Source organism: Leclercia sp. GHBNCSD, assembly GCF_055805075.1.
Genome location: NZ_JBQVYO010000001.1, coordinates 3,444,403 through 3,468,383 on the forward strand (window position 1 = coordinate 3,444,403; position 23,981 = coordinate 3,468,383).

Here is a 23,981-nt window from a genome sequence, read left to right on the forward strand (position 1 = left end):
GTAGGAGCCGATCATGAAAAAGCCGAACCTGAATAATGATGATGAACGCTGGCTGGCGGTGCTGGCCCGCGATGAGAGTGCCGATGGTCAGTTTGTGTTTGCCGTGCAGACCACCGGCATCTTCTGCCGTCCCTCCTGCCGGGCTCGCCATGCTCTGCGTGAGAATGTCCGCTTTTATCCTGATGCCCACCGTGCGGAGCTGGCGGGTTTTCGCCCCTGCAAACGCTGTCGCCCGGATCAACAGGACCCGCAGGCGCAGCGCGCCGCCACCATCGAAAAAGCCTGCCGGTTGCTGGAGCAGGAGCAACCTTTGACCCTTGAGCAGCTGGCGCAGCAGGTGGCGATGAGCCCGTATCATCTTCATCGTCTGTTCAAATCCTCGACCGGAATGACCCCGAAAGCCTGGCAGCAGGCGGCCCGGGCGAAACGGCTACGCCATGCCCTTGCGCAGGGGGATAAAATTACCGACTCCGTGCTGGCAGCGGGTTTCCCCGACAGCAGCAGCTACTATCGCAACGCCGATGCCACGCTGGGGATGACCGCGAAGCAGTACCGCAACGGCGGGGAAGAGACCACCGTGCGCTACGCCCTGAGCGACTGTACGCTGGGGCGGTGCCTGGTGGCGGAGAGCGTGCGGGGGATCTGCGCCATTTTACCCGGCGATGACGACAGCACGCTGATTGCCGAGCTGGAGACCCTTTTTCCTCACGCCCGGCGGGAACAGGCAGATGCCGCCTTTGCCGCCCGCGTCGCCCGGGTGATCGCCAGCGTGGATAACCACGCCGTGGCGCTCCCCCTGCCGCTGGATATTCGCGGCACCGCTTTTCAGCGCCAGGTCTGGCAAGCTCTGCGAGCCATACGTAGCGGCGAGACGGCAAGCTATCAACAGGTGGCAAACGCCATTGGCCATCCTGGCGCGGTGCGGGCGGTGGCCCGGGCCTGTGCCGCCAACACGCTGGCGGTTATCATCCCTTGTCACCGGGTGGTGCGTAGTGATGGTGGGCTCTCGGGCTACCGCTGGGGCACGGCCCGCAAAGCGGCGCTGCTGCGTCGGGAAGCGAAAAAAGAGGAGGTGTGATGCTCGATCTCTTTGCAGATGAACAACCCTGGCAGGAGCCGCTGGCGCCCGGTGCGGTGATCCTGCGCCGCTTCGCCCGGGCTGGGGCGCTTGCATTAATGCAGGCAATCGAACAGGTGGCTACCGTCTCGCCGTTCCGCCAGATGGTCACCCCCGGGGGCTACACCATGTCGGTGGCAATGACCAACTGCGGCGGGCTGGGCTGGACCACCAATCAGCGGGGCTATCTCTACTCCCCAAAAGACCCGCTTACCGACGCCCTCTGGCCGCCGATGCCGGAGGCGTTCGCTACCCTGTGCCACGATGCTGCCTGCGCGGCGGGCTACCCTGAGTTCCAGCCGGACGCCTGTCTCATCAACCGCTACGCGATTGGGGCTAAGCTCTCATTGCATCAGGATAAAGATGAAGCGGACCTGCGGGCGCCGATTGTCTCAGTCTCCCTCGGCCTGCCGGCGGTATTCCAGTTTGGCGGATTACGGCGTAACGATCCCCTTAAACGTCTGCTGCTGGAGCATGGCGACGTGGTGGTCTGGGGTGGGGCATCACGACTGTTTTATCATGGTATTCAGCCGCTTAAGCCTGGTACGCATCCTCTTACCGGCGACTGTCGCTACAACCTGACCTTCCGCCAGGCGGCGGATAGCGAATAAAAATAAGAATTATTCTTGATGTAAACGGCGAGCAGTTTACACTGCTGGCTGTTTTTTCTTGTCTGGATTGCTCTGCATGGAACTCCTGTTACTGGTCTGGCGCCAATACCGCTGGCCGTTTATCGCGGTGATGGCATTGAGCTTGCTCAGCGCCGCGCTGGGTATTGGGCTTATCGCCTTTATCAACCTGCGTTTGATTGAAACTGTTGATACCACCCTGATGGTGCTGCCGGAATTTCTCGGCCTGCTGGTCCTGCTGATGGCCGTCACCCTCGGCTCGCAGCTGGCGCTCACGACGCTCGGTCACCACTTTGTCTACCGCCTGCGCAGCGAGTTCATCAAGCGGATTCTGGATACTCAGGTTGAACGCGTCGAGCAACTGGGCAGCGCCTCGCTGCTGGCCGGACTGACTAGCGACGTACGTTCGATCACCATCGCCTTTGTGCGTCTGCCGGAGCTGGTGCAGGGGATCATCCTGACCTTTGGATCGGCGGTCTATCTGGCCTGGCTCTCCACCAAAATGCTGGCCATCACTGCCCTGTGGATTGCGATCACCATCTGGGGCGGCTACCTGCTGGTGTCGCGCGTCTACAAACATATGGCGGTGCTGCGCGAAACCGAAGATAAGCTCTACAACGACTATCAGACGGTGCTGGAAGGGCGCAAAGAGCTGACCCTGAACCGCGAGCGCGCCGAGCACATCTTCAATAATCTCTATATCCCGGATGCCCGTGAGTATCGCCACCATATCGTGCGGGCCGATACCTTCCACCTGAGCGCGGTCAACTGGTCGAATATCATGATGCTGGGGGCGATTGGCCTGGTCTTCTGGATGGCAAACAGCCTCGGCTGGGCGGATACCAACGTCGCCGCGACCTATTCGCTGACGCTGCTGTTCCTGCGCACGCCCCTGCTCTCGGCTGTCGGTGCGCTGCCGACCCTGCTCAGCGCCCAGGTGGCCTTTAACAAACTGCGCAAGTTTGCCCTGGCGCCGTACAAACCTGAGTTCCCGCGCCCTGAGGCCTTCCCAAACTGGCAGACGCTGGAGCTGCGCAACGTCACCTTCCAGTATCAGGACAACGCCTTCTCCGTCGGGCCGGTAAATTTAACCCTTAAGCGCGGTGAGCTGCTGTTCCTGATTGGCGGCAACGGCAGCGGCAAATCGACGCTGGCGATGCTGCTGACCGGCCTGTATCAGCCCCAGTCGGGCGAGATCCTGCTGGACGGTAAACCGCTCAGCGCTGAAAAACCGGAGGATTACCGCAAGCTCTTCTCGGCGGTGTTTACCGACGTCTGGCTGTTCGATCAACTGCTGGGCCCGGAAGGCAAGCAGGCCGATCCGGCGCTGGTGGAGAAGTGGCTGGCGCATCTGCAAATGTCCCACAAGCTGGAGCTGCAGGATGGCAAAATCCTCAACCTCAAGCTGTCAAAAGGGCAGAAGAAGCGCGTGGCGCTGCTGCTGGCGCTGGCGGAAGAGCGTGACATTATTCTGCTGGATGAGTGGGCTGCCGATCAGGACCCGCATTTCCGTCGCGAGTTTTACCAGGTGCTGCTGCCGCTGATGCAGCAGATGGGCAAAACCATCTTCGCCATCAGCCATGACGACCACTACTTTATCCATGCTGACCGTCTGCTTGAGATGCGCAGCGGCCAGCTGACGGAACTGACCGGCGCGGAGCGTGATGCCGCGTCGCGTGATGCGGTAGCCCGTACCGCCTGAGCGTAACTGTGCCGGGTGGTGGCTTCGCCTCACCCGGCCTGCGATCTTGTTTTCCCCGCCTGCTGTTTTTTTAACCTCTCCTCTCATCCGTTTATTAAAATTTACACAACCCCACGCTATGCTTAATGCCAACTTATTTAATGGATTGATATTTAATGTCTGGATTAACCAAAAACAGCGCAAGGCTGCGCGATGAAGAGCGTGCGCGCCTGATCTGGCTGATGACCACCGACAAAGCGCTCACTTCCACCCTGCTGGGTAAACTGACCCTGGCTGAGCAATATGATGTCGGGACGTTAGCCGACGATATTGCTGAGGTAGGGGCGCTGGTAGCCCATTTACCGCCGCCGGATCTCGCCGACACCCTCGAAGCGCTGCCCTCGGAAGAGCGCCACGCTTTGTGGCGGCTGGTAGAGGATCACGAGCGCGGTCAGGTATTGCTGGAAGCCTCCGAAAACGTCTGGGACGATCTGATCGACGAGATGAGCGACCAGGCCATTCTCGACGCGGTACGCACCCTGGATATCGACGACCAGCTCTACATGGTCCAGCACCTGCCGCGCAACCTGACCGGACAGTTGCTGGCGTCGCTGCCGCCTCAGGATCGTGCCCGGGTCCAACAGGTGATGCACTATGAGCAGGACCGCGTCGGTGCGATCCTGGAGTTCAGCGTCATTACGGTGCGCCCTGACGTCACGCTGGGCGCGGTCCAGCGCTACCTGCGACGTCTGGGCAAAATGCCAAAGAACACCGATAAGCTGTTTGTGACCTCACGGGATAAAACCCTGCTCGGCGAGCTTGAGCTACAGACCATCCTGCTTAACAGCACCCAGACCCTGGTCAGCGAGGTGATGGAAACGCAGCCGATGCTCTTTTCCCCGGAAGATGACGCCGAAAAAGCCGCCCGCACCTTTGAACGTGACAACCTTCTCAGCGCGGGCGTAGTAGACCCGGCGGGTAAGCTATTGGGGCGCCTGACCATCGATGAGATCGTCGACGTGGTCTACAAAGAGACCGACAACGATATGCGTGCCCTCGGCGGGTTAAGTGCCGAAGAGGATGTCTATGCCCCGGTGAGCAAGGCGGTGAAAACCCGCTGGGCGTGGCTGGCGATCAACCTCTGCACCGCCTTCATCGCTTCACGTGTCATTGACGGATTTGAACACACCATCTCCCAGCTGGTGGCGCTGGCCTCGCTGATGCCCATCGTGGCGGGCATTGGCGGCAATACCGGTAATCAGACCATCACCATGATCGTGCGCGCCCTGGCGCTTCAGCATATTCAGCCGGGCAACTTTACCTTTCTGATCCTGCGTGAGCTCGGCGTGGCGCTGATTAATGGCCTGGTGTGGGGCGGCATCATGGGGGGCGTGACCTGGTGGCTGTACGGCGATATGGCGCTGGGTGGGGTAATGACTCTGGCGATGGTGCTGAACCTGCTGGTGGCGGCGACGATGGGCGTTCTCATCCCGATGATCATGACCCGCCTCGGGCGCGACCCCGCAGTGGGGTCGAGCGTGATGATCACCGCCATTACCGATACTGGCGGCTTCTTTATTTTTCTTGGGCTGGCGACACTGTTTCTGCTGTAACGGCGTGTTTGCGTCGCAGGCGGGCAGGGAGGATCACCATCATGATAATCCCGCCTACCACGCCAATTGCCAGGTTGCCGGTTGAAACGGTGGCCCCGACGGTCACCAGCATCACCAGCGTTTCCGCAACCGGCGCGCCTTTCACCGTGGCAGGGCGAATGCTCTGCCAGTTGAAGGTCTTAATGGCGACAATCGCCATGATCCCCGCCAGCACCGCCATCGGAATTTTCGCCATCACTTCGCTCAGGGCGGTAACCAGCACCAGCAGTACCAGCCCGGCGGCAAAGGTGGAGACGCGGCTGCGGCCTTTGCCCATTTCGACGTTAACAATGGTCTGACCGATCATCGCGCAACCGGCGATCCCGCCAAAGAAGCCCGCCATGATATTGGCCACGCCCAGCCCCATGCTCTCGCGGCGCTTGCTGGACGGGGTTGCCGTCAGCTCATCCACCAGCTTCGCGGTCAGGAGCGACTCCATCAGGCCGACAAAGGCGATACTCAGGGCGCAGGGCCAGATAATGCTCAGGGTGTGCAGATTCAGCGGCACCAGCATCTGGGTGATCCCCGGCAGCCCGCCGCCGATAGAGCCTTCATCCCCCACGGTCGGCAGCAGCTGGCCGCTGGTGACGGTGAAGAGCGTCAGGACCACAATCGCGATCAGCGGGGAAGGGATACTTTTAATGTAGCGGGGCGCCCACAGCACAATCAGCAGGGTCAGGACGAACAGGCCGACAATCAGCGGGCTTCTGCTCCAGAAATGCGGCACCTGGGCAAAGAAAATCAGGATCCCGAGGGCGTTAACAAACCCGGTCATCACCGCCTGGGGAATAAAACGCATCAGACGCGCCATTCCCAGCGCGCCGAACAGGATCTGGATAAGCCCCGCCAGCAGCACTGCCGGCAGAATATACTGCGCGCCATGCTGATGCACCATCGGCCCAATCACCAGCGCCACCGATCCCGCAGCGGCAGTCACCATTGCCGGGCGACCGCCCATCACCGACAGCGCCAGGCACAGCACCACCGAGGCGAACAGGCTCACTTTCGGATCGACGCCCGCTACCACGGAAAAGGAGATCACCTCCGGAATAAGCGCCAGAGCGGTGATCACACCGGCCAGCGTTTCACGCATCAACAGCGACGGAGAGCGCAGGACGGCAAGAGTATGGGGAGAAGCGTGTGTAGGAGACATAATTCTTCGCAGGTTAGTGGCAGAAGGCTGGATCTGTGCGGCCGATCACAAAGGGCAGCATAGTAACGGGAAATCGCGCGCGTTTCCAGCGCAGTAAATGCCATATCCCTACAAATACCGCGACATTAATTATCATAATTACAATAATTATTTAACCTTTAAACAATATTTAATTATTGCTACCGTGGCGCCGCACTCGACTTCATCTGCATAAATAGCGAACAAACGCGTATTACGAAGGCATTAATTATGAAAAAAATGACTGCCCTGCTGCTGGCTGCGGCGGCAAGCCTTAGTGCTGTCTCCACGGCGGCGAAGGCTCAGGCATCGCAAGAGCAGGAAACGGACGTTCTGTTAATTGGTGGCGGGATCATGAGCGCCACGCTGGGAACCTATTTGCAGGAGCTTCAGCCGGACTGGTCCATGACCATGGTTGAACGCCTGGACGGGGTAGCGCAGGAGAGCTCTAACGGCTGGAACAACGCCGGAACCGGCCACTCCGCGTTAATGGAGCTGAACTACACCCCACAGAAGAAAGATGGCTCCATCAGCATTGAGAAAGCGGTGGAGATCAACGAAGCGTTTCAGATCTCTCGTCAGTTCTGGTCTCACCAGGTGAACAGCGGTGTGCTGCACGATCCACACAGTTTCATTAACACCGTCCCGCACATGAGCTTTGTCTGGGGAGACGACAATGTGAACTTCCTGCGCGGACGTTATGCTGCTCTGCAGCAAAGCTCGCTGTTCCGCGGCATGAAGTACTCCGAAGATCACGCCCAGATCAAAGAGTGGGCGCCGCTGGTGATGGAAGGGCGCGACCCGAACCAGAAGGTGGCGGCCACCCGTACGGAAATCGGTACCGACGTTAACTATGGCGAAATTACCCGTCAGCTGGTGGGCTCTCTGCAGAAAAAAGAGAACTTTACGCTGTCGCTGAACAGCGAAGTGCGCGGCTTTAAGCGCAACGCGGACAACTCCTGGAGCGTGACCGTTGCCGATCTGAAGCACAATGAAGAAGAGCACGTCATCAAGGCGAAGTTCGTCTTTATCGGTGCGGGCGGCGCAGCGCTGAAGCTGTTGCAGGAGACCGGTATTCCGGAAGCGGAGAATTACGCGGGCTTCCCGGTTGGCGGCCAGTTCCTGGTGTCGGAAAACCCGGAGGTGGTGAATCGCCATCTGGCGAAGGTCTATGGCCAGGCGTCCGTGGGCGCACCGCCGATGTCGGTGCCGCATATCGACACACGTGTTCTCGACGGTAAGCGCGTGGTGCTGTTCGGGCCGTTCGCCACCTTCTCGACCAAATTCCTGAAGAACGGTTCGCTGTGGGATCTGCTCAGCTCCACCACCACTTCAAACGTGGGTCCGATGGTTGATGTTGGTCTGGATAACTTCGATCTGGTGAAATACCTGATTAGCCAGGTGATGCTCTCCGATGACGATCGTTTTGCGGCGCTGAAAGAGTACTATCCGGAAGCGAAGAAAGCGGACTGGCGTCTGTGGCAGGCGGGCCAGCGCGTGCAGATCATCAAGCGTGATGAGGAAAAAGGCGGCGTGCTGCGTCTGGGCACTGAAGTGGTCAGCGACAAAGAAGGCACTGTAGCCGCGCTGCTGGGAGCCTCCCCGGGCGCCTCCACCGCGGCACCGATTATGCTGCACCTGATGGAAAAAGTGTTTAAAGACAAAGTCGCCAGCCCGGAGTGGCAGGCGAAGCTGAAGACCATTATTCCTTCATACGGTACGGCGCTGAACGGCAACGTTGAGGCCACCGAGCAGGAGCTGGAGTACACCAGCCGCGTGCTGCAGCTGAAGTATGAAAAACCGCAGGCACCGGATGCGGCGCCTCAGCCTGAGGCACAGGCGACCTCCCAGCCGGAAAGCAAACCGGTTGCGGATATCGCACTCTGATATTAAAAAGCCGGGTGATTTACCCGGCTTTTTTTATTAGCGCGTGACGGCGCTTTCTACCTTCTCGTCAGCCTGCCAGATACGGTATCTCACCTCGATATCCGCAGGCGTATAAACCACAATCGGCAACTTACTGTTGTAGCGCAGCAGGCTATGCTCGCCGAGATTCGCGGTTATGAATTTTGTGGTCTTTTTCCCGTCCGGACAGGCCATCATGGTGGAAACCGGCGAAGTGACCTTATCAAAGATGTAATAGTCATATCCCCAGCCTTCCAGCGTCTTGCTGGTTAACTGACCGCCGAGGCGGTGCGCGTTGCAATCCACCTCCAGCGTCTGGCCGATCAGCAGTTCCACCTTGTAATTCGCTTCATCTTTCTGCTCAGGCAGGTCAATGACCTGGCGCTTCATCCCCTGTTCCGCCTGCGGGTAGGGGGCCGTTTTACTGAGCGGCTGGTCAGCAGGGGTGGCGTATGCGCTGGCGCAGGTCAGAGCCAGCAGAGTGATGAGACTTTTAGCGGCGTTTTTCACAGTGATTCCTTTTTATGTCAAACGGTGGCCATACACTACCATGAATGGTGTTTTTTACCTTAATTTTATTTTTAACTGGTTTATATAACTGGTAAGTGCCTTGTGATTTGGTTTTAAATTCTGTATTGGCCCCGGGGGAACGATCGTGGTAGGGTGAGCTGCAATCATTGTTATCTATCTGTGAAGGAAACACGCATGGTACGTAATAAATTCAACACCCCGGCGGGGAAAAAATTTCTGCTGGCACTGCTGACGGTTTTTCTGATCGCGGTGATGGGGGTAGGCCGTGTGACTATTATTGGCGTGGTTGAGCAGTACAATATCCCACTGACGGAGTGGACCACCAGCATGTACGTGCTGCAGTCGGCGATGGTGCTGGTCTACAGCACGGTCTTTACCGTGCTGCTGGCTATCCCGTTGGGCATATTTTTCCTCGGCGGGAGCGATAAACACTGAGTCGCCAACGCGATTAATGCCTGTTTCACTCCTGTGCCGTTTTCGGGTTAAATGATTTTTTCCCCGTTTACAGGAGTGGAGCATGGTTTCCCGGTTTTCCACGCTGAGCCGGATCCCAAAAGGGGTCTGGGTTGTTGGCGGCGTCAGTATGCTGATGGATATTTCATCGGAAATTATCCATAGCTTGCTGCCGCTCTTTATGGTGACCACCCTGGGCGCCAGCGTCATTTTCATTGGCCTGATTGAAGGGCTGGCGGAAGCCACCGCGCTTATCATTAAGGTTTTTTCCGGTGCCATCAGCGACTATCTGGGGAAACGCAAAGGGCTGGCGCTGCTGGGCTACGGTCTGGGTGCGGCCAGTAAGCCGCTGTTTGCGATCGTCTCGTCGTCGGGGATGATCCTCGGGGCGCGTCTGATTGATCGGGTAGGAAAGGGGATCCGCGGTGCCCCCCGCGACGCGCTGGTAGCTGACGTCACGCCGCCGGAACTGCGCGGGGCGGCATACGGGCTGCGTCAGTCGATGGATACCATTGGCGCGTTTCTCGGCCCACTGCTGGCGGTCGGCATGATGCTGCTGTGGAACGATGATTTCCGCACTATCTTCTGGATCGCCGTCATCCCCGGCGTGCTGGCCGTCTTACTGCTCTTTGTGGGCCTGCATGAGCCCGCCACGCCTGTTGCCCATAAACGGTCCAATCCCATCAAAAAAGAGAACCTGAAACGCCTCGGCGCCAGCTGCTGGTGGGTAATTGGCCTCGGCGCTGTCTTTACTCTCGCCCGTTTCAGTGAGGCATTTCTGGTGCTGCGTGCCCAGCAGGCGGACATTCCGCTGGCGCTGATCCCGCTGGTGATGGTCGCCATGAATCTGCTATACGCGTTTTCGGCCTATCCGTTTGGCAAACTCTCCGATGCCATGAGCCATACGCGCCTGCTCCAGTGGGGACTGGCGGTGTTGATCGCCGCCGATATTGTACTGGCGCTGAGCACCCACTGGATCGGGATTATTGCCGGCGTGGCGCTGTGGGGCATCCATATGGGGATGACCCAGGGGCTGCTGACCGCGATGATTGCGAAGACGGCACCCCCCGACCTGCGCGGTACGGCGTTTGGCCTGTTCAGTATGGTGAGCGGCGTGGCGCTGCTGGTTGCCAGCCTGGGGGCTGGCATCATCTGGGAAACGTGGGGCGCGGAATATACCTTTTATGCCGGGGCGACGATCTGCCTGCTGACGCTGGGATATCTGCGCAACCCCCCCGCGGCGTTGTAAAGCGCGCAAGCGCAGAAAAATATTGCGCAAATCATTCGAAGCGTGAGTGCCGTTTTGTTACCAATGTGGTCCTTTCTATCAGGAGATACTTATGAAAAGGACCACACTTTATACCGCGATGGCGTCAGCCCTGCTGTTGCCGTCACTTTATGCCCATGCAGGCCCGCAGGCGCACGTGGTTTGTGCTTATAGCCATACTCTGGGCGATGACGCCATTATGATGTTTGGCAAAACCAACCAGGCGATGTGGCACGACTTTTTCGGCAACACCCGCACGGACGCCCATTCGACCTATCAATCACTGCGTAAGCAGTCAGAAACCACCTGCGATAACAAAGCCGACAGCTCAGCTTACTGGGCGCCGTCGCTGCGCCTGCCGGACGGGACGGTGGTTCAACCCGCCTACCAAAAAACCTATTACCAGGCGTCTAACGTGGAACAGTTCCCGCTCAGCCCATTTCCGGCAGGGCTGGCGCTGCTGGCGGGCGATCACCACGGTACCGGGCCTAACGCCCGCATAACCTTTTTATGCGCTAACGGCAGAGGCTACAGCAATAAAGTCGGTGAAGTGTGTGGGCTGAGAAAAGCCAAAGATGCGGTGCAGTTTAATATCGGGATCCAGTTCCCTAACTGCTGGGATGGTATCCACCTGCAGCCGCACCATGGCATGGCGAATGCGACCTACGATGTGAAAGGGCAGTGCCCGTCCGGCTATCCGGTGAAAATCCCGACGGTAAATATGAACGTGGCCTGGGTGCTGCACGGGATCACCTCCCTGGATACCGCCAAAGCCCAGTTGTCGCTCGATCCCACCATGAATGGCGATGTGCGCGAAGAGCACTGGGGCAGCCTCTATACCGCCCACGCCGACTTTATGAATGGCTGGACTGAAGAGGGTGCCCGCTTTATGACTGAGATGTGCATGAATCAGGGCATGGACTGCGGCACTAACGTCCCCTACGGCTATTCAAAGGCGCTGGCAAACGTCTGGGTGAGTAGCGAGACGCCAGATACCCCGGTACCTGGGGCGCAGACCTTGCTGGTGCAGGATAACTGGAAAAACGGCGGCCGCACCCGTAACAGCGAAACGATGAGTCTGGTTAAGTTTACGATCCCTGCGCTGCCTGAAGGCCAGGATCCTTCTCTGTTCAAATACCGGGTGCGGATCTATGGCGGAAAAGTCGAGGCTAACGGCGCGGATCAGATCTTCTTCTATCCGGCGAGCAACGACTGGGATCCCGCCACCGTCACCTGGAAAAATCGTCCGGCCTGTAACTACTCGTCCGATGCGCTGCTCTATCTCAACAACAAGCGCGAATACCGGATGGTGGATGTCGACAAGGCGGTGCGCAAAGCGCTGGCGGCGGGCAAGACTGAAATCTCCTGGTATATCGGTGGCGACCGTCAGGGTAATCACTATCAGTTCAGCCCTGCCTCTTCTAAAGAGAGCCTGATACTGATGTTGACCGGGTACAAGCATACCCCGGAAATCTAATCAGCAGCATGTTCGTGCAAAAGCCAGCCTGCCATCGGGCTGGCTTTTTAGCCATCTCTTGCAGGCATAAAAAAACCAACCGCGAAGGTTGGTTTTTTTTGGGGAAATTTTGGTCGGCACGAGAGGATTTGAACCTCCGACCCCTGACACCCCATGACAGTGCGCTACCAGGCTGCGCTACGTGCCGACACGTGAAATTTATACTACCTATTTCCGCGTTTAATGCAAGGGTGGTTCTGGCTAACTGATTAATATTAAATCAATTAGCAATGAACCGTTTCTCATCCGTCAGCACCTGTAGCAGCAGGCTTAACTGCGGCGTCTGGTCGTTGAGTTTCTCACCCTGCGGGTTATAGGTTTTGTAATTACCGTTGCTGTTCAGCACCAGCGTCAGGGTTGGCGTTGTAACGGCCAGCGTGTTGTTGCTGGCAGCCGTCACCCAGTTATGACGACGCGTTGCGCTGAACAGATCCTGACCCTGGGAATACTCATTGGCTGGCGTGCTGACGTGGAGCAGACGCTGCATCAGGGTAGTCATCACATCTTTATGATCGGTCAGCATGTTAATGCGCTGGGATGGCGTACCAGGCCAGTGGATCACCAGCGGAACATGCAGGCGAGGGCGCGCCCAGTCGACATCGTTGCGCTCGCTGCCCAGCGGCACACCGTGACCGGCGGTGATCACCACCACGGTATTCTCCAGCTTGCCCGATTCCCGCAGCGCGTCCAGCACCCGGGCAATCTGGGTATCAACATTGCCTGCGGCCTGCGCATAGCGGCGGTTAAAGGTTTTCTGGTTGCTGTCATCCAGCGTCGTGCCGTTCAGAGCAACCCAGGAGAACCAGCGGTTGTCGTCCTGCGCGTAACGGTGAAGCCAGCTGATCCACTGCCCGGCGGTCTGTTCGTCGGACTGGCTCTGTGCGGTCGGCAGAGAGAAGTCGGACAACAGCGCCTGGCGATAGAGCGGACTGCTGAAGCCATCCGAAGAGAACAGCCCCAGCTGGTAGCCCTGCTGGTTGAGCCCGGTGATGAGCGCGGCAGGGATACGCGATGACAGCACGCCGTCCATATAGCCAGGTGAAATGCCGTAGAACAGGCCAAAGATCCCGGCATCGGTTGAGTTACCGGAGCTCATGTGCTGAGTAAAGTTGATGTTCTTCTCGGCGAACTCCGCCAGGGCTGGCATCTGTTTCTCAAAGCGCGAGTAGTTCAGACCGTCGACGGTGATCAACAGGACGTTTTGCCCCTGACCCATGTCACGGTAGCGCAGATCGCTCAGCGGATATTGTACCGATACCGCTTCAGGATCCCCTTGTTCAATCAGGCGGCGCTGATACTCCTGGGCATCCAGCAGACCGTGTTTCTCCAGGAAACGACGAGCGGTCATCGGATAGGAGAGCGGCAGGTTCGCGCGCTGCATGGTGATGGGGCGGTAGAAGTTAGCGTCCGCCCAGATATACATAAAATGCGAGCCGATAAAGGCGACAAAAAAGAGGGCGGCCACCGGTTTGGCATAGCGACGGCGCCGCGTCAGGCTGCGCAGTTTTTGCCAGCTCCAGGTGGCAAACAGCATCTCAATCAGCAGGATAATCGGCACGCTGATAAACATCAGCTGCCAGTCGCGCGCCGTTTCGTTCTGGTCGGGATTGATCACCAGTTCCCAGACGACGGGATTAAGATGCAGGTGAAAACGGGTAAAGACTTCGCTGTCGATAAGCAGCAGCGTCATGCCCGCGGTGGCGAGGATAGCGGAGATAAACCGCATCAGCCGCTGTGACATGACGATAAACGTCAGCGGGAAGAGGATCAGTAAATAGGTGGAGAAGACCAGAAAGCTGAAATGGCCAATGACGCTTATCCAGGAGAAGACCCGTCCGGCAAGCGTCGTCGGCCAGTCGGCGACAAACAGATAACGACTGCCAAGCACCATCGCCAGCAGAATGTTAAACAGGGCAAACCAGTGCCCCCAGCTAACCATCTGGGAGACTTTTTCACGGTAGCGCTGACGATTCGTCACCATAAACTGTCGTTTGTTTCCCTTAGTGCGCCTGGTCGTCGTTAACCGAGGACTGTAAGGCCTGAGCGAAAGATTTCGCGATCGCCTGGCGCTGGGCCGGCGCAACGCTGGTATTGATAAGGTTAGTCACCATATTTCCCAGAACCATCAGGGAAAGGTCGGTCGGTGCCTTATGTTTTTCCAGTACGTTGAGCAGCTCACTGAGCATTTGTTCAACGTGTTCATCACTGTAGCGGGAGAGTTGTGGCATAAATCTAAATCTGTTTGTGGAGGAAAGGGCAACATATTACCGTAGCAACAGCTTTTTTTCCCCTTTTTTATCTTCGGTTGCATACATGACTGGGGGGTGGTTGAATACGGCCCGGTCTAAAAGGAGAGTTTAACATGAGTCTGGATATCAACCAGATTGCTCTGCACCAGCTTATCAAGCGTGATGAGCAAACCCTTGAGCTGGTGCTGCGCGATTCGTTACTGGAGCCGACGCCTACCGTTGTTGACATGATGGCGGAGCTGCATCGGGTTTACAGTGCCAAAAACAAAGCCTACGGCCTGTTCAGCGAAGAGAGCGAACTGGCGCAGGCGCTGCGCCAGCAGCGTCAGGGTGAAGACGATTTTCTCGCGTTCAGCCGGGCCGCCACCGGCCGCCTGCGCGATGAGCTGGCAAAATATCCGTTTGCCGACGGCGGCATCGTCCTGTTCTGCCACTATCGTTACCTGGCGGTCGAGTACCTGCTGGTGGCGGTGCTGAACAACTTAAGCAGCATGCGCGTCAACGAGCAGCTGGATATCAGCTCGACCCACTATCTGGACATCAACCACGCGGATATCGTGGCGCGCATCGATTTGACCGAATGGGAAACCAATCCTGAATCCACCCGCTATCTGACCTTCCTGAAAGGCCGGGTAGGGCGCAAGGTGGCCGACTTCTTTATGGATTTCCTCGGCGCCAGCGAAGGGCTGAATGCCAAAGCGCAGAATAAAGGCCTGCTGCAGGCGGTGGATGACTTCACCGCAGAAGCCGAGCTGGACAAAGCGGAACGCCAGAACGTGCGCCAGCAGGTTTATGCCTACTGCAACGAACAGCTACAGGCGGGCGAAGAGATTGAACTGGAATCGCTCTCCAAAGAGCTGGCGGGCGTCAGCGAGGTGAGCTTCCAGGACTTTACGGCGGAGAAAGGCTACGAGCTGGAAGAGAGCTTCCCGGCGGATCGCAGTACGCTGCGTCAGCTCACCAAATTTGCCGGTAGCGGCGGCGGATTAACCATCAACTTTGATGCCATGTTGCTCGGCGAGCGCATTTTCTGGGATCCGGCGACCGACACGCTGACCATTAAAGGCACGCCGCCAAATCTGCGGGATCAGCTGCAGCGTCGCACCTCTGGCGGCAAATAACGGCCATAAAAAAACCCCGCAATGCGGGGTTTTTTTTCGACAAGTTTGCGATTACGCGCGAACGAAGTCGATGTGAGTCAGTTTTGGCTTGAAAGCGTGACGCTGTACTGCCTGAGCTTTAACTTTCTCTTCTTTACCGTCAACAACCAGAGTCAGCACTTCGCTGTAGAATTCAGCGTTGTTCTGCATGTTCCACACTTTGTCGTGGTCCAGTTCGATTGCGACAGGAGCAGCTTCGCCGCCATAGATGATGGCCGGGAATTTGTTAGCTGCGCGCAGGCGGCGGCTCGCACCCTTACCCTGCTCTTTACGTACTTCTGCATTGATAGTGAACATTGATTTCTCTCTGTATAAAAAATCCTGCTACAGGCGACCCAGCAACAGGTGAGTGTTCTGCCTCACGGATGTGAAGCGGGCGGCATTTTATACTCAAATGGCTTTCACATCAATGAAAAGTCCCGCTATCCCCGCAATTCATTGGCACGGCGGAAGCGGCCCTCATAATCAAACACTTTTTCTCGCACCTGCCAGAACTGCCCTTTTTTCCGCGCCACCACAAAATCGGGGTGGCGCAGCAGCGGCTGTTGATGAACGATATCCGCCGCGGTGATCCAGCGCAGCGGCACGCCCGGCGTGCGGGTATGCGGGCGGATAAACAGCTGTTCAAAGGCGGTGCGTTGGGCGGGTGTGTGCAGACGGAAGCGCTCACTTACATCGGCGCCATCTTCATCGTAGTAGGTGATTTTGAGCCATTCGCCTTTGTCATCGGCACCGTGTGCCAGCGCCATCCCACTGCAGCGGAGCACCAGGGCGTCCTTCAGCTTCAGGGCCGCTTTCAGCATATCGTCGGGATCGACTAGCACCGCATCGCAGGTGCGGCAGCGGCGGGCGGCGATATCGTTCTCGGCGTTGCACTGGGGGCAATTTTTAAAGCGGAAGCGATAGTCACACTGTTCGCGATGGCCCTCGTCATCTTCAAACCAGCCCTGGCAGCGACGGCCAAAGTGTTCGATTAGCGTGCCGTCGGCGGTGGTTTTACCCCAGAAGGTATTGGCAAAGCCGCAGGCGGGGCAAAACACCTGTACCGGCACGTTGTCACTTTTGCCTTTTGGCGTACCCACCTCCGGGGCATACAGGTCGTGCGGGTTCCCGGCATAATCCAGGATCAGGCAGTCGGTTTTCCCGGGGGCTAAGCGCAGGCCGCGGCCAACAATCTGCTGGTAAAGGCTGACGGATTCGGTCGGGCGCAGAATGGCAATCAGATCCACGTGCGGGGCATCAAAGCCGGTAGTAAGCACTGACACATTGACCAGATAGCGGAACTGCTGCGCCTTAAACGCCTCAATCAGCCGATCGCGCTCGCTGCCTGGCGTTTCGCCGGTGATAAGCCGGGCCTCGCTGGCGGGGAGCAGGCCGGTGATCTCCCGGGCGTGCTCCACGGTGGCGGCAAAAATCATCACCCCTTTACGCGTGGCGGCAAACTCCATGATCTGGCTGATGATATGCGGGGTAATACGATCCTGTTTTTTCAGCTCGCGGTTAAGATCCGCCTCGCTGAAGAGGCCGTTACTCTGCACCTGCAACCGGCTGAAATCATACTGCACCACCGGCATATCCAGCCGTTCCGGTGGCGTCAGGTAGCCATGTTTGATCATGTAGCGCAGCGGCAGCTCGTAAATGCAGTCGCGGAAGAGCGCCTTTTCATTGCCGCGCACCATGCCGTGGTAATGAAAGCGATAAATCCAGCCCTTACCGAGGCGGAACGGGGTGGCGGTAAGCCCCAGCAGGCGGATCTGCGGATTAACATTTTTCAAATGGGTCAGGATCTGCTGATACTGGCTATCGTCATCATCGCTGATACGGTGGCACTCATCGACAATCAGCAGGGAGAACTCGCTCTGGAATTTATCCAGATTGCGCGCCACCGACTGCACGCTGCCAAAGACCACTTTACCGTGGCTCTCTTTACGCTGTAGGCCGGCGGCAAAAATATCAGCCTCCAGACCCAGCGCCAGATATTTGGCATGGTTCTGCGCCACCAGCTCTTTGACGTGCGCCAGCACCAGCACGCGGCCCCGGGCCAGGCGCGCCAGCTCGGCGATCACCAGACTTTTGCCCGCGCCGGTGGGCAGGACAATGGCCGCCGGTTCTTTATGCTGACGAAAGTGGGCGAGGGTAGCGTCCACGGCTTCCTGCTGGTAGGGGCGAAGTGTAAAGGTCATGGGGTCTCGGTTTGGTTATCTCGCTCATATTATGCCACGAAACTTTTTCCCTTGAGTGGCGCACAGAGCCCGTTATACTGGACTGTTCCTGACTGCTTCTTTTCCGGACGCATTGTCCGGCTCCTGGCACCTGTAAGGTTTAAAATATTTCATGCGACTTGATAAGTTTATCGCTCAGCAACTCGGCGTAAGCCGCGCTATTGCCGGGCGTCTGATCCGCGGCAGCCACGTTACCGTGGATGGCGACATTGTGCGAGACAGCGCGTTTAAACTCCAGCCTGAGCATCAGGTGGAGTATGAAGGCAACTCGCTGACCCAGCAGAACGGCCCGCGCTACTTCATGCTCAATAAACCGCAAGGCTATGTCTGCTCCACCGAAGACCCCGACCATCCCACCGTGCTCTATTTTCTCGATGAGCCGGTCGCTCACAAACTGCATGCTGCCGGGCGTCTGGATATCGACACCACCGGCCTGGTGCTGATGACCGACGACGGTCAGTGGTCACACCGCATCACCTCACCGCGCCACCATTGCGAAAAGACCTACCGGGTGACGCTGGAAAATCCGGTGAGCGACAGTACGGCAGAGCAGTTCGCCCACGGCGTCCAGCTGCATAATGAAAAAGATCTGACCAAACCCGCCGTGCTGGAAGTTATTACCCCAACCGAAGTGCGTCTGACCATCAGTGAAGGGCGCTATCATCAGGTGAAGCGCATGTTTGCCGCCGTGGGAAATCACGTGGTCGGTCTGCATCGCGAACGGATCGGGGCTATCGCTCTCGACCCGGACCTTGAGCCAGGCGAATACCGCCCGTTGACGGAAGAAGAAATTGCCAGCGTTGGCCTCTCTTCACGCTAATTTCAGGAGTTAATTGTGACCACCAGGCCACACTCGTCGTTCAGCATTGTTTTTATTCTTGGCCTGCTGGCCATGCTGATGCCGCTGTCCATCGACATGTATCTGCCCGCACTGCCGGTGATCGCCGAGCAGTTTGGCGTGCCGGCAGGCAGCGTACAGATGACTCTCAGCAGCTATATTCTCGGTTTTGCCCTCGGTCAGCTGCTTTACGGGCCAATGGCCGACAGCCTGGGGCGCAAACCGGTGGTGCTGGGCGGTACGCTGGTATTCGCCGGCGCGGCGATGGCCTGCGCGATGGCGCAATCTGTCGATTACCTTATTGTGATGCGTTTCTTCCACGGCCTGGCGGCTGCGGCGGCAAGCGTGGTCATCAATGCCCTGATGCGCGATATCTACCCGAAGGAGGAGTTCTCCCGCATGATGTCATTCGTCATGCTGGTGACCACCGTCGCGCCGCTGGTGGCGCCGATGGTCGGGGGAGCGGTGCTGGTCTGGTTTAGCTGGCACGCTATTTTCTGGATCCTGGCGCTGGCGGCCCTGATGGCCTCGGCAATGATCTTCTTCTTTATTAAAGAGACCCTGCCTGCACAACACCGGCAGAAGTTTCATATTCGCACCACGCTTGGCAACTTTGCCTCGCTGTTTCGCCATAAGCGCGTGCTGAGCTACATGCTGGCCAGCGGTTTCAGCTTTGCCGGGATGTTCTCATTCCTCAGCGCCGGGCCGTTTGTCTACATTGAGCTTAACCATGTCTCACCGCAGCAATTTGGCTACTATTTCGCGCTGAACGTGGTATTCATCTTCGTGCTGACGATGATCAACAGCCGCTTCGTGCGCCGGGTAGGGGCGCTGAATATGTTCCGTATCGGGCTGTGGATCCAGTTTGTGATGGCGGTGTGGATGGTGGTAACCGCTTACTTTGATATCGGATTCTGGGCGCTGGTAATCGGTATTGCGGCCTTTGTTGGCTGTATATCGATGGTCTCGTCCAACGCTATGGCGGTCATCCTCGACGAGTTCCCGCATATGGCCGGTACCGCCTCTTCACTGGCGGGGACCTTCCGCTTTGGTATCGGCGCCATTGTCGGCGCGTTGCTTTCACTGGCGACGTTTAACAGCGCCTGGCCGATGCTCTGGTCAATCGCGCTGTGCGCCACCGGCTCGATTCTTTTCTGCCTTTATGCCAGCCGGCCAAAGAAATTGGTGAAATGATGCACAAAAAAGGGCCCTGTCGGGGCCCTTTTTTGATGCAGGTCAATTAAAAGGCGGTTCTTTGACCGCTTGTTTGTTTCTTTTATGTAAAATCTATTTGTGTAAATAGTCACATCTTTGTAGTTAAAAAGGTTGTGTTAGATCACAGAAACGGGTACATATAGCGCCGCTATAAACCTGAAACACCGTCAGAAAGCCCTGAAAAACAAGGCCCCTGCACCCATGAATAGTGGGTGTAAGCGTTTTCTTATTAAAAACAGAGCAGGCGGTTAATGTTGTGTTACTATAAATGTAAATAGATTGTGAAGTAAATTTGCTTCCGGGGAATAAACGTGAATACATTACAGCTCTCAATTGTGCATCGCTTGCCGCAGAGCTATCGCTGGTCGGCGGGTTTTGCAGGCTCGAAGGTTGAACCGATTCCGCAAAGTGGAACAACCCCTGATAATTGTCTGGTGGCGCTCAAACTGCTGAGCCCGGAAGAGGGCAACGCATGGCCGCTGATGGAAAAGCTGAGCCAGGCATTGACGGACATTGAGCTTTACAGCTCGGTGCTGGAGTGCGAAGGCGAGCCGTGCCTGTTCGTGAAAAGCCAGGATGAGTTTGCAGCAACCTGCCGCCTGAAAAACGTCGGTGTGGCTATCGCCGAGCCTTTTTCTGGCCAGAATCCTTTCTGAGCGTCAGCGTAACGCTAACAGCTGACGCGTATACTCCTGCGTCGGCGCGGCAAACACGCGCTGACAGTCTCCCTGCTCGACCACCTCTCCCTGACGTAACACAATCACCTGGTGACATAGCGCACGTACCACCTGCAAATCGTGGCTGATGAAAATATAGGCCAGACGGTGTTTTCGCTGTAAATCTTTTAGCAGCGCCAGGATCTGCGCCTGCACGGTTTTATCGAGGGATGAGGTCGGCTCATCCAGAATTATCAACTCCGGGCGCAAAATCAGCGCCCGGGCAATGGCGATCCGCTGGCGCTGGCCGCCGGAAAAGGCGGCGGGGTAACGATGCCGGGTCTGCGGGTCGAGCCCCACTTCGCCCATTACCCGAATGACCTCCTCTTCACGCGCCTGCAGGCTCAGGCCAGGCTGGTGTACCCGCAGCCCCTCCTCAATGATCTGCTGCACGTTGAGGCGCGGGTTAAGAGAAGAGTTAGGATCCTGAAAAACCACCTGCATCCGGTGGCGGACGGGCAACATCTGGCGGCGATCCCACTCATGCAGGGGGTTGTCGTCAAACAGGATCTCCCCCTTCGAGGCGATCAGGCGTAACAGCGCCAGCCCGGTGGTGCTCTTGCCGGAGCCAGACTCACCCACCAGCCCCAGGGTCTCACCCGGGCGCAGGGTAAAGCTGACGTTGTTCAGCACCTGCTTGTTATCCACCACCCGGCGCAGGATGCCTTTACGTAGCGGAAACGCCACCGAGAGATCCTTGACCCGCAGCAGCGGCTGAACATCTTGCGGCAGTGGGACGGGATCCCCTGCGGGCTCGCTGTTGAGCAGGCGTTGGGTATAGGGATGCTGCGGTGCGGCAAGCAGCGGCGCGGCGCGGTTCTGCTCCACGCAGCGACCGTTCTGCATCACCGCCACCTGGTCGGCCAGCTTTTTCACAATGCTGAGATTGTGGGTGATAAACAGCAGGCTCATGTTCAGCTCGTCGCGCAGCTCGCGTAATAGCTGCAGGATCTGCGCCTGCACCGTAACATCCAGCGCGGTGGTGGGCTCATCGGCGATCAGCAGTTCCGGACGGGTCAACAGCGCCATGGCAATCATCACCCGCTGGCGCTCACCGCCCGAAAGCTGGTGCGGGTAATCGGCAAGCCGTTTTGCGGCGTTGCGGATCCCGGTGCGTTCGAGACAATCCAGCATCTCTCCGCGAGCCGCCTCTTTACGCATACCGCGATGCAGGGAAAGCACCTCGTAGAGCTGTTTTTCAAGAGTATGGAGCGGATTCAGCGATACCATCGGCTCCTGAAAGATCATGGCGATCTTATTGCCGCGCACCCCGCGCAGCGTGCGCTCGTCAGCATGGAGCAGGGACTGGCCGTGAAACAGGATATCGCCCTGGGGATAGACCACCGGCGGGGCGGGGAGCAGACGCAGGATCGACAGGGCGGTGACGCTCTTTCCGGAACCCGACTCGCCGACCAGCGCCAGCGTCTCGCCGGCGTCAATTTTCAGGGAGATATCATTCACCACGGTGCGTAGCTCGCCCTGCTGGCGAAAAGCAACGGAGAGCGCGTCGATGTGAAGTAAAGGCTGCGTCATCTTAAACCGCCTTATTTGGATCAAAGGCGTCGCGTACCGCTTCGCCAATAAAAATCAGCAATGAGAGCAGCACAGCAACGGAGAGGAAGGCGGTGATCCCAAGCCACGGTGCCTGGAGGTTATTTTTGCCCTGCAACAGCAACTCCCCCAAAGAAGGCGAGCCCAGCGGCAGGCCGAAGCCGAGAAAATCGAGCGAGGTGAGGGTGGTAATAGAGCTGCACAGAATAAACGGCAGGAAGGTGAGGGTGGCGACCATCGCATTAGGCAACATGTGGCGGAAAATGATCCCGCTATCGCTTACCCCCAGCGCCTGGGCGGCGCGAATGTAGTCGAAGTTGCGGGTGCGCAGAAACTCCGCCCGCACCACCCCTACCAGCGCCATCCAGCCAAACAGCACCGTGATAGCCAGTAGCCACCAGAAGTTAGGCTGCACCACGCTTGAGAGCAGAATAATTAAAAACAGCGTTGGCATGCCGGACCACACTTCGATAAACCGCTGTCCCCAGAGATCAATCTTGCCGCCGTAATAGCCCTGGATCGCCCCGGCCAGCACTCCCATGACGCTGGAAAACAGGGTCAGCAGCAGGCCAAACAGTATAGAAATGCGGGTACCGTACAGAATACGCGCCAGCACATCGCCGCCGTTGGCATCGGTACCCAGCCAGTTTTGTGCCGAGGGTGGCGACGGGAACGGGGTGGTAGTGGCAAAGTTAATGCTGTTGGCGCCAAAGCGGACCGGCGTCCAGAGCACCCAGCCGTGCTCATTCAATTGCGCCTGTAGCCACGGGTCCTGATAATCCGCCTCGGTGGCAAAGGGGCCGCCAAAGTCGCTCTCGCTGTAATTCTTCAAAACCGGCACGTACCAGCGATCGTTAAAGTGCACCAGCAGCGGTTTGTCGTTGGCAATGATCTCCGAACAGAGGCTCAGCGCAAAAAAGAGGGCGAAAATCCACAGCGACCAGTAGCCGCGGCGGTTGTGACGAAAGCGAGCCCAGCGGGCCTGGTTGACGGGGCTTAAGCGCAGCATCAGCGACCCTCAAAATCAATACGCGGATCGACCAGCGTATAGCAGATATCACTGAGGATATTCAGCAGCAGGCCAATCAGGGTGAAAATATAGAGCGTGCCAAACATCACCGGGTAATCCCGCGAGACGGTGGCCTCGTAGCCCAGCAGACCCAGGCCGTTAAGGGAGAACATCACCTCAATTAACAGGGAGCCGGTAAAGAACATGCTGATAAAGGTGGCCGGGAAACCGGCGATGACCAGCAGCATGGCATTGCGAAAAATATGTTTCCACAGGATGCGTCGCTCGCTCACCCCCTTCGCGCGGGCGGTGACCACGTACTGCTTGCGGATCTCATCAAGAAAGGCGTTTTTGGTCAGCATGGTCAGGGCCGCAAAGCCGCCGATCACCGTCGCCAGCACCGGCAGGGTAATGTGCCACAGGTAGTCGGTTATCTTTTTGTACCACGGCAGGCTGCTGAAATCGGTCGAGACCAGCCCGCGCAGCGGGAAGAGATCGAAGTAGCTACCCCCGGCGAAAAAGACGATCAGCAGGACGGCAAACAGGAATGCCGGAATGGCATAGCCAATAATAATGAAGGTGCTGCTCCAGATGTCGAACCGGCTGCCATTATCCATCGCCTTACGAATACCTAACGGAATGGAGACCAGATAGATGATCAGCGTTCCCCATAGCCCCAGGGTAATGGAGACCGGCAGGCTCTCTTTGATCAGATGCAGCACCGACGCGCTGCGAAACAGGCTGTCGCCAAAATCGAAGCGCAGATAGTCGCCCAGCATTTTGAAGTAGCGCTCATGGATCGGTTTGTCGAAGCCGTACCGCTGGGTGATCTCGGCGATCACCTCCGGATCGAGCCCGCGCCCGCCGCGATAGTGGCTCTCATTGATATTGCCGACCCCGGTGCGGGCGTGGCTGGCGCGCATGCCCGCATCGCCTCCGCCGGGCATCGTCCCGCTGTTACCAAACTCGATGGCGGCAATCGCCTGATCCACCGGGCCGCCTGGAGCAATCTGCACGATAAAAAAGTTGATGGTGATGATCGCCCATAGGGTGGGGATCACCAGCAGTAAACGACGAAGTAAATATGCGCCCATTGCGT

The 23,981-nt window shown here is 57.7% G+C and carries 20 protein-coding genes, 1 tRNA gene and 1 pseudogene; 12 read left to right on the forward strand and 10 right to left on the reverse strand.

What is annotated here, in order from left to right; all coding sequences use genetic code 11:
- Nucleotides 1-13 precede the first annotated feature (13 nt).
- From ada to mgtE, 4 genes are all read left to right on the forward strand, one after another.
- On the forward strand, nt 14-1,078 hold the full coding sequence (gene ada, locus ACT3IC_RS16475) for a bifunctional DNA-binding transcriptional regulator/O6-methylguanine-DNA methyltransferase Ada (RefSeq protein WP_103180399.1): 1,065 nt from the start codon (nt 14-16) through the stop codon (nt 1,076-1,078).
- A complete protein-coding gene (alkB, locus tag ACT3IC_RS16480) occupies nt 1,078-1,728 on the forward strand; it encodes a DNA oxidative demethylase AlkB (protein ID WP_473478200.1) in 651 nt (216 codons plus the stop codon). Before ada ends, alkB begins: the two co-directional genes overlap by 1 nt.
- A gap of 76 nt (nt 1,729-1,804) precedes the next feature.
- Nucleotides 1,805-3,448 (forward strand): multidrug ABC transporter permease/ATP-binding protein, encoded by a 1,644-nt coding sequence (locus tag ACT3IC_RS16485; RefSeq protein ID WP_103180396.1) that lies wholly within the window; start codon nt 1,805-1,807, stop codon nt 3,446-3,448.
- A 155-nt stretch (nt 3,449-3,603) separates the two neighbouring features.
- Complete coding sequence (mgtE, locus tag ACT3IC_RS16490; RefSeq protein ID WP_103180395.1) at nt 3,604-5,040, forward strand: magnesium transporter; 1,437 nt, start codon at nt 3,604-3,606, stop codon at nt 5,038-5,040.
- Here the strand turns inward: mgtE and ACT3IC_RS16495 are convergent.
- Nucleotides 5,003-6,293 (reverse strand): annotated as a pseudogene (locus tag ACT3IC_RS16495) (SulP family inorganic anion transporter). The gene mgtE and the pseudogene ACT3IC_RS16495 sit on opposite strands and share 38 nt — an antisense overlap.
- A gap of 188 nt (nt 6,294-6,481) precedes the next feature.
- On the opposite strand from ACT3IC_RS16495, the gene mqo reads away from it, so the two are divergent.
- Entirely contained in the window at nt 6,482-8,137 is a 1,656-nt protein-coding gene (gene mqo / locus ACT3IC_RS16500; protein ID WP_180210026.1) for a malate dehydrogenase (quinone), read from the forward strand.
- A 36-nt stretch (nt 8,138-8,173) separates the two neighbouring features.
- Here mqo and eco read toward each other — a convergent pair whose 3' ends face one another.
- Nucleotides 8,174-8,665, reverse strand: a complete 492-nt coding sequence (gene eco / locus ACT3IC_RS16505; protein WP_103180391.1) for a serine protease inhibitor ecotin — start codon at nt 8,663-8,665, stop codon at nt 8,174-8,176.
- Between the two features lie 195 nt (nt 8,666-8,860).
- Between eco and ACT3IC_RS16510 the strand changes: the two genes are divergently transcribed.
- The 3 genes from ACT3IC_RS16510 (at nt 8,861) to ACT3IC_RS16520 (ending at nt 11,883) form a co-directional block, all read left to right on the forward strand.
- On the forward strand, nt 8,861-9,121 hold the full coding sequence (locus ACT3IC_RS16510) for a DUF2534 family protein (protein ID WP_473478204.1): 261 nt from the start codon (nt 8,861-8,863) through the stop codon (nt 9,119-9,121).
- An 82-nt stretch (nt 9,122-9,203) separates the two neighbouring features.
- Nucleotides 9,204-10,388 (forward strand): MFS transporter, encoded by a 1,185-nt coding sequence (locus ACT3IC_RS16515; RefSeq protein WP_473478207.1) that lies wholly within the window; start codon nt 9,204-9,206, stop codon nt 10,386-10,388.
- A 91-nt stretch (nt 10,389-10,479) separates the two neighbouring features.
- Nucleotides 10,480-11,883 (forward strand): CBM96 family carbohydrate-binding protein, encoded by a 1,404-nt coding sequence (locus ACT3IC_RS16520; protein WP_103180387.1) that lies wholly within the window; start codon nt 10,480-10,482, stop codon nt 11,881-11,883.
- Nucleotides 11,884-11,993: 110 nt separating this feature from the next.
- On the opposite strand, the gene ACT3IC_RS16525 is transcribed toward ACT3IC_RS16520, so the two are convergent.
- The 3 genes from ACT3IC_RS16525 to ACT3IC_RS16535 all read right to left on the reverse strand — a co-directional run bounded on the left by ACT3IC_RS16525 (nt 11,994) and on the right by ACT3IC_RS16535 (nt 14,150).
- A tRNA-Pro gene (locus tag ACT3IC_RS16525) sits at nt 11,994-12,070 on the reverse strand.
- A 72-nt stretch (nt 12,071-12,142) separates the two neighbouring features.
- Nucleotides 12,143-13,903: an LPS biosynthesis-modulating metalloenzyme YejM gene (yejM, locus tag ACT3IC_RS16530; RefSeq protein ID WP_103180385.1), complete on the reverse strand. Its 1,761-nt coding sequence runs from the start codon at nt 13,901-13,903 to the stop codon at nt 12,143-12,145.
- Nucleotides 13,904-13,922: 19 nt separating this feature from the next.
- A complete protein-coding gene (locus ACT3IC_RS16535) occupies nt 13,923-14,150 on the reverse strand; it encodes a YejL family protein (RefSeq protein ID WP_032612681.1) in 228 nt (75 codons plus the stop codon).
- Nucleotides 14,151-14,284: 134 nt separating this feature from the next.
- Here ACT3IC_RS16535 and yejK point away from each other — a divergent pair, with 134 nt between their 5' ends.
- A complete protein-coding gene (gene yejK, locus ACT3IC_RS16540) occupies nt 14,285-15,292 on the forward strand; it encodes a nucleoid-associated protein YejK (protein WP_156239401.1) in 1,008 nt (335 codons plus the stop codon).
- A gap of 51 nt (nt 15,293-15,343) precedes the next feature.
- On the opposite strand, the gene rplY is transcribed toward yejK, so the two are convergent.
- Both rplY and radD read right to left on the reverse strand, forming a co-directional pair.
- Nucleotides 15,344-15,628 carry a 50S ribosomal protein L25 gene (gene rplY / locus ACT3IC_RS16545; RefSeq protein ID WP_103180382.1) on the reverse strand — a complete coding sequence of 95 codons (285 nt, stop codon included), beginning with the start codon at nt 15,626-15,628 and terminating at the stop codon, nt 15,344-15,346.
- A gap of 125 nt (nt 15,629-15,753) precedes the next feature.
- Nucleotides 15,754-17,514, reverse strand: coding sequence for a DNA repair helicase RadD (radD, locus tag ACT3IC_RS16550; RefSeq protein WP_103180380.1), 1,761 nt, complete (start codon nt 17,512-17,514; stop codon nt 15,754-15,756).
- 151 nt (nt 17,515-17,665) lie between these two features.
- On the opposite strand from radD, the gene rsuA reads away from it, so the two are divergent.
- From rsuA to ACT3IC_RS16565, 3 genes are all read left to right on the forward strand, one after another.
- On the forward strand, nt 17,666-18,373 hold the full coding sequence (rsuA, locus tag ACT3IC_RS16555) for a 16S rRNA pseudouridine(516) synthase RsuA (protein ID WP_156654922.1): 708 nt from the start codon (nt 17,666-17,668) through the stop codon (nt 18,371-18,373).
- A 15-nt stretch (nt 18,374-18,388) separates the two neighbouring features.
- The gene (locus ACT3IC_RS16560) at nt 18,389-19,585 is read left to right on the forward strand and encodes a Bcr/CflA family multidrug efflux MFS transporter (RefSeq protein WP_473478211.1); all 1,197 of its coding nucleotides are present in this window, start codon (nt 18,389-18,391) and stop codon (nt 19,583-19,585) included.
- 332 nt (nt 19,586-19,917) lie between these two features.
- Complete coding sequence (locus tag ACT3IC_RS16565) at nt 19,918-20,262, forward strand: YejG family protein (protein ID WP_103180374.1); 345 nt, start codon at nt 19,918-19,920, stop codon at nt 20,260-20,262.
- A 3-nt stretch (nt 20,263-20,265) separates the two neighbouring features.
- On the opposite strand, the gene yejF is transcribed toward ACT3IC_RS16565, so the two are convergent.
- From yejF to ACT3IC_RS16580, 3 genes are read right to left on the reverse strand one after another with little or no spacing between them, the layout of a single operon-like run.
- Nucleotides 20,266-21,855, reverse strand: a complete 1,590-nt coding sequence (gene yejF, locus ACT3IC_RS16570; protein ID WP_420193355.1) for a microcin C ABC transporter ATP-binding protein YejF — start codon at nt 21,853-21,855, stop codon at nt 20,266-20,268.
- Nucleotide 21,856: 1 nt separating this feature from the next.
- Nucleotides 21,857-22,882, reverse strand: a complete 1,026-nt coding sequence (locus tag ACT3IC_RS16575) for an ABC transporter permease (protein ID WP_473478214.1) — start codon at nt 22,880-22,882, stop codon at nt 21,857-21,859.
- The gene (locus tag ACT3IC_RS16580; RefSeq protein ID WP_114314418.1) at nt 22,882-23,976 is read right to left on the reverse strand and encodes a microcin C ABC transporter permease YejB; all 1,095 of its coding nucleotides are present in this window, start codon (nt 23,974-23,976) and stop codon (nt 22,882-22,884) included. Before ACT3IC_RS16580 ends, ACT3IC_RS16575 begins: the two co-directional genes overlap by 1 nt.
- Between the last annotated feature and the right edge of the window lie 5 nt (nt 23,977-23,981).

Excerpts from the sequence above, each read along its gene's own strand:
- yejF (WP_420193355.1), bottom strand. The coding sequence starts at position 21,855 with ATGACGCAGCCTTTACTTCACATCGACGCGCTCTCCGTTGCTTTTCGC.
- rsuA (WP_156654922.1), top strand. The coding sequence starts at position 17,666 with ATGCGACTTGATAAGTTTATCGCTCAGCAACTCGGCGTAAGCCGCGCT.
- radD (WP_103180380.1), bottom strand. The coding sequence starts at position 17,514 with ATGACCTTTACACTTCGCCCCTACCAGCAGGAAGCCGTGGACGCTACC.
- mqo (WP_180210026.1), top strand. The coding sequence starts at position 6,482 with ATGAAAAAAATGACTGCCCTGCTGCTGGCTGCGGCGGCAAGCCTTAGT.
- alkB (WP_473478200.1), top strand. The coding sequence starts at position 1,078 with ATGCTCGATCTCTTTGCAGATGAACAACCCTGGCAGGAGCCGCTGGCG.
- yejK (WP_156239401.1), top strand. The coding sequence starts at position 14,285 with ATGAGTCTGGATATCAACCAGATTGCTCTGCACCAGCTTATCAAGCGT.
- ada (WP_103180399.1), top strand. The coding sequence starts at position 14 with ATGAAAAAGCCGAACCTGAATAATGATGATGAACGCTGGCTGGCGGTG.
- ACT3IC_RS16520 (WP_103180387.1), top strand. The coding sequence starts at position 10,480 with ATGAAAAGGACCACACTTTATACCGCGATGGCGTCAGCCCTGCTGTTG.
- ACT3IC_RS16515 (WP_473478207.1), top strand. The coding sequence starts at position 9,204 with ATGGTTTCCCGGTTTTCCACGCTGAGCCGGATCCCAAAAGGGGTCTGG.
- ACT3IC_RS16575 (WP_473478214.1), bottom strand. The coding sequence starts at position 22,882 with ATGCTGCGCTTAAGCCCCGTCAACCAGGCCCGCTGGGCTCGCTTTCGT.
- mgtE (WP_103180395.1), top strand. The coding sequence starts at position 3,604 with ATGTCTGGATTAACCAAAAACAGCGCAAGGCTGCGCGATGAAGAGCGT.
- yejM (WP_103180385.1), bottom strand. The coding sequence starts at position 13,903 with ATGGTGACGAATCGTCAGCGCTACCGTGAAAAAGTCTCCCAGATGGTT.
- ACT3IC_RS16510 (WP_473478204.1), top strand. The coding sequence starts at position 8,861 with ATGGTACGTAATAAATTCAACACCCCGGCGGGGAAAAAATTTCTGCTG.
- ACT3IC_RS16535 (WP_032612681.1), bottom strand. The coding sequence starts at position 14,150 with ATGCCACAACTCTCCCGCTACAGTGATGAACACGTTGAACAAATGCTC.
- ACT3IC_RS16485 (WP_103180396.1), top strand. The coding sequence starts at position 1,805 with ATGGAACTCCTGTTACTGGTCTGGCGCCAATACCGCTGGCCGTTTATC.
- rplY (WP_103180382.1), bottom strand. The coding sequence starts at position 15,628 with ATGTTCACTATCAATGCAGAAGTACGTAAAGAGCAGGGTAAGGGTGCG.
- ACT3IC_RS16580 (WP_114314418.1), bottom strand. The coding sequence starts at position 23,976 with ATGGGCGCATATTTACTTCGTCGTTTACTGCTGGTGATCCCCACCCTA.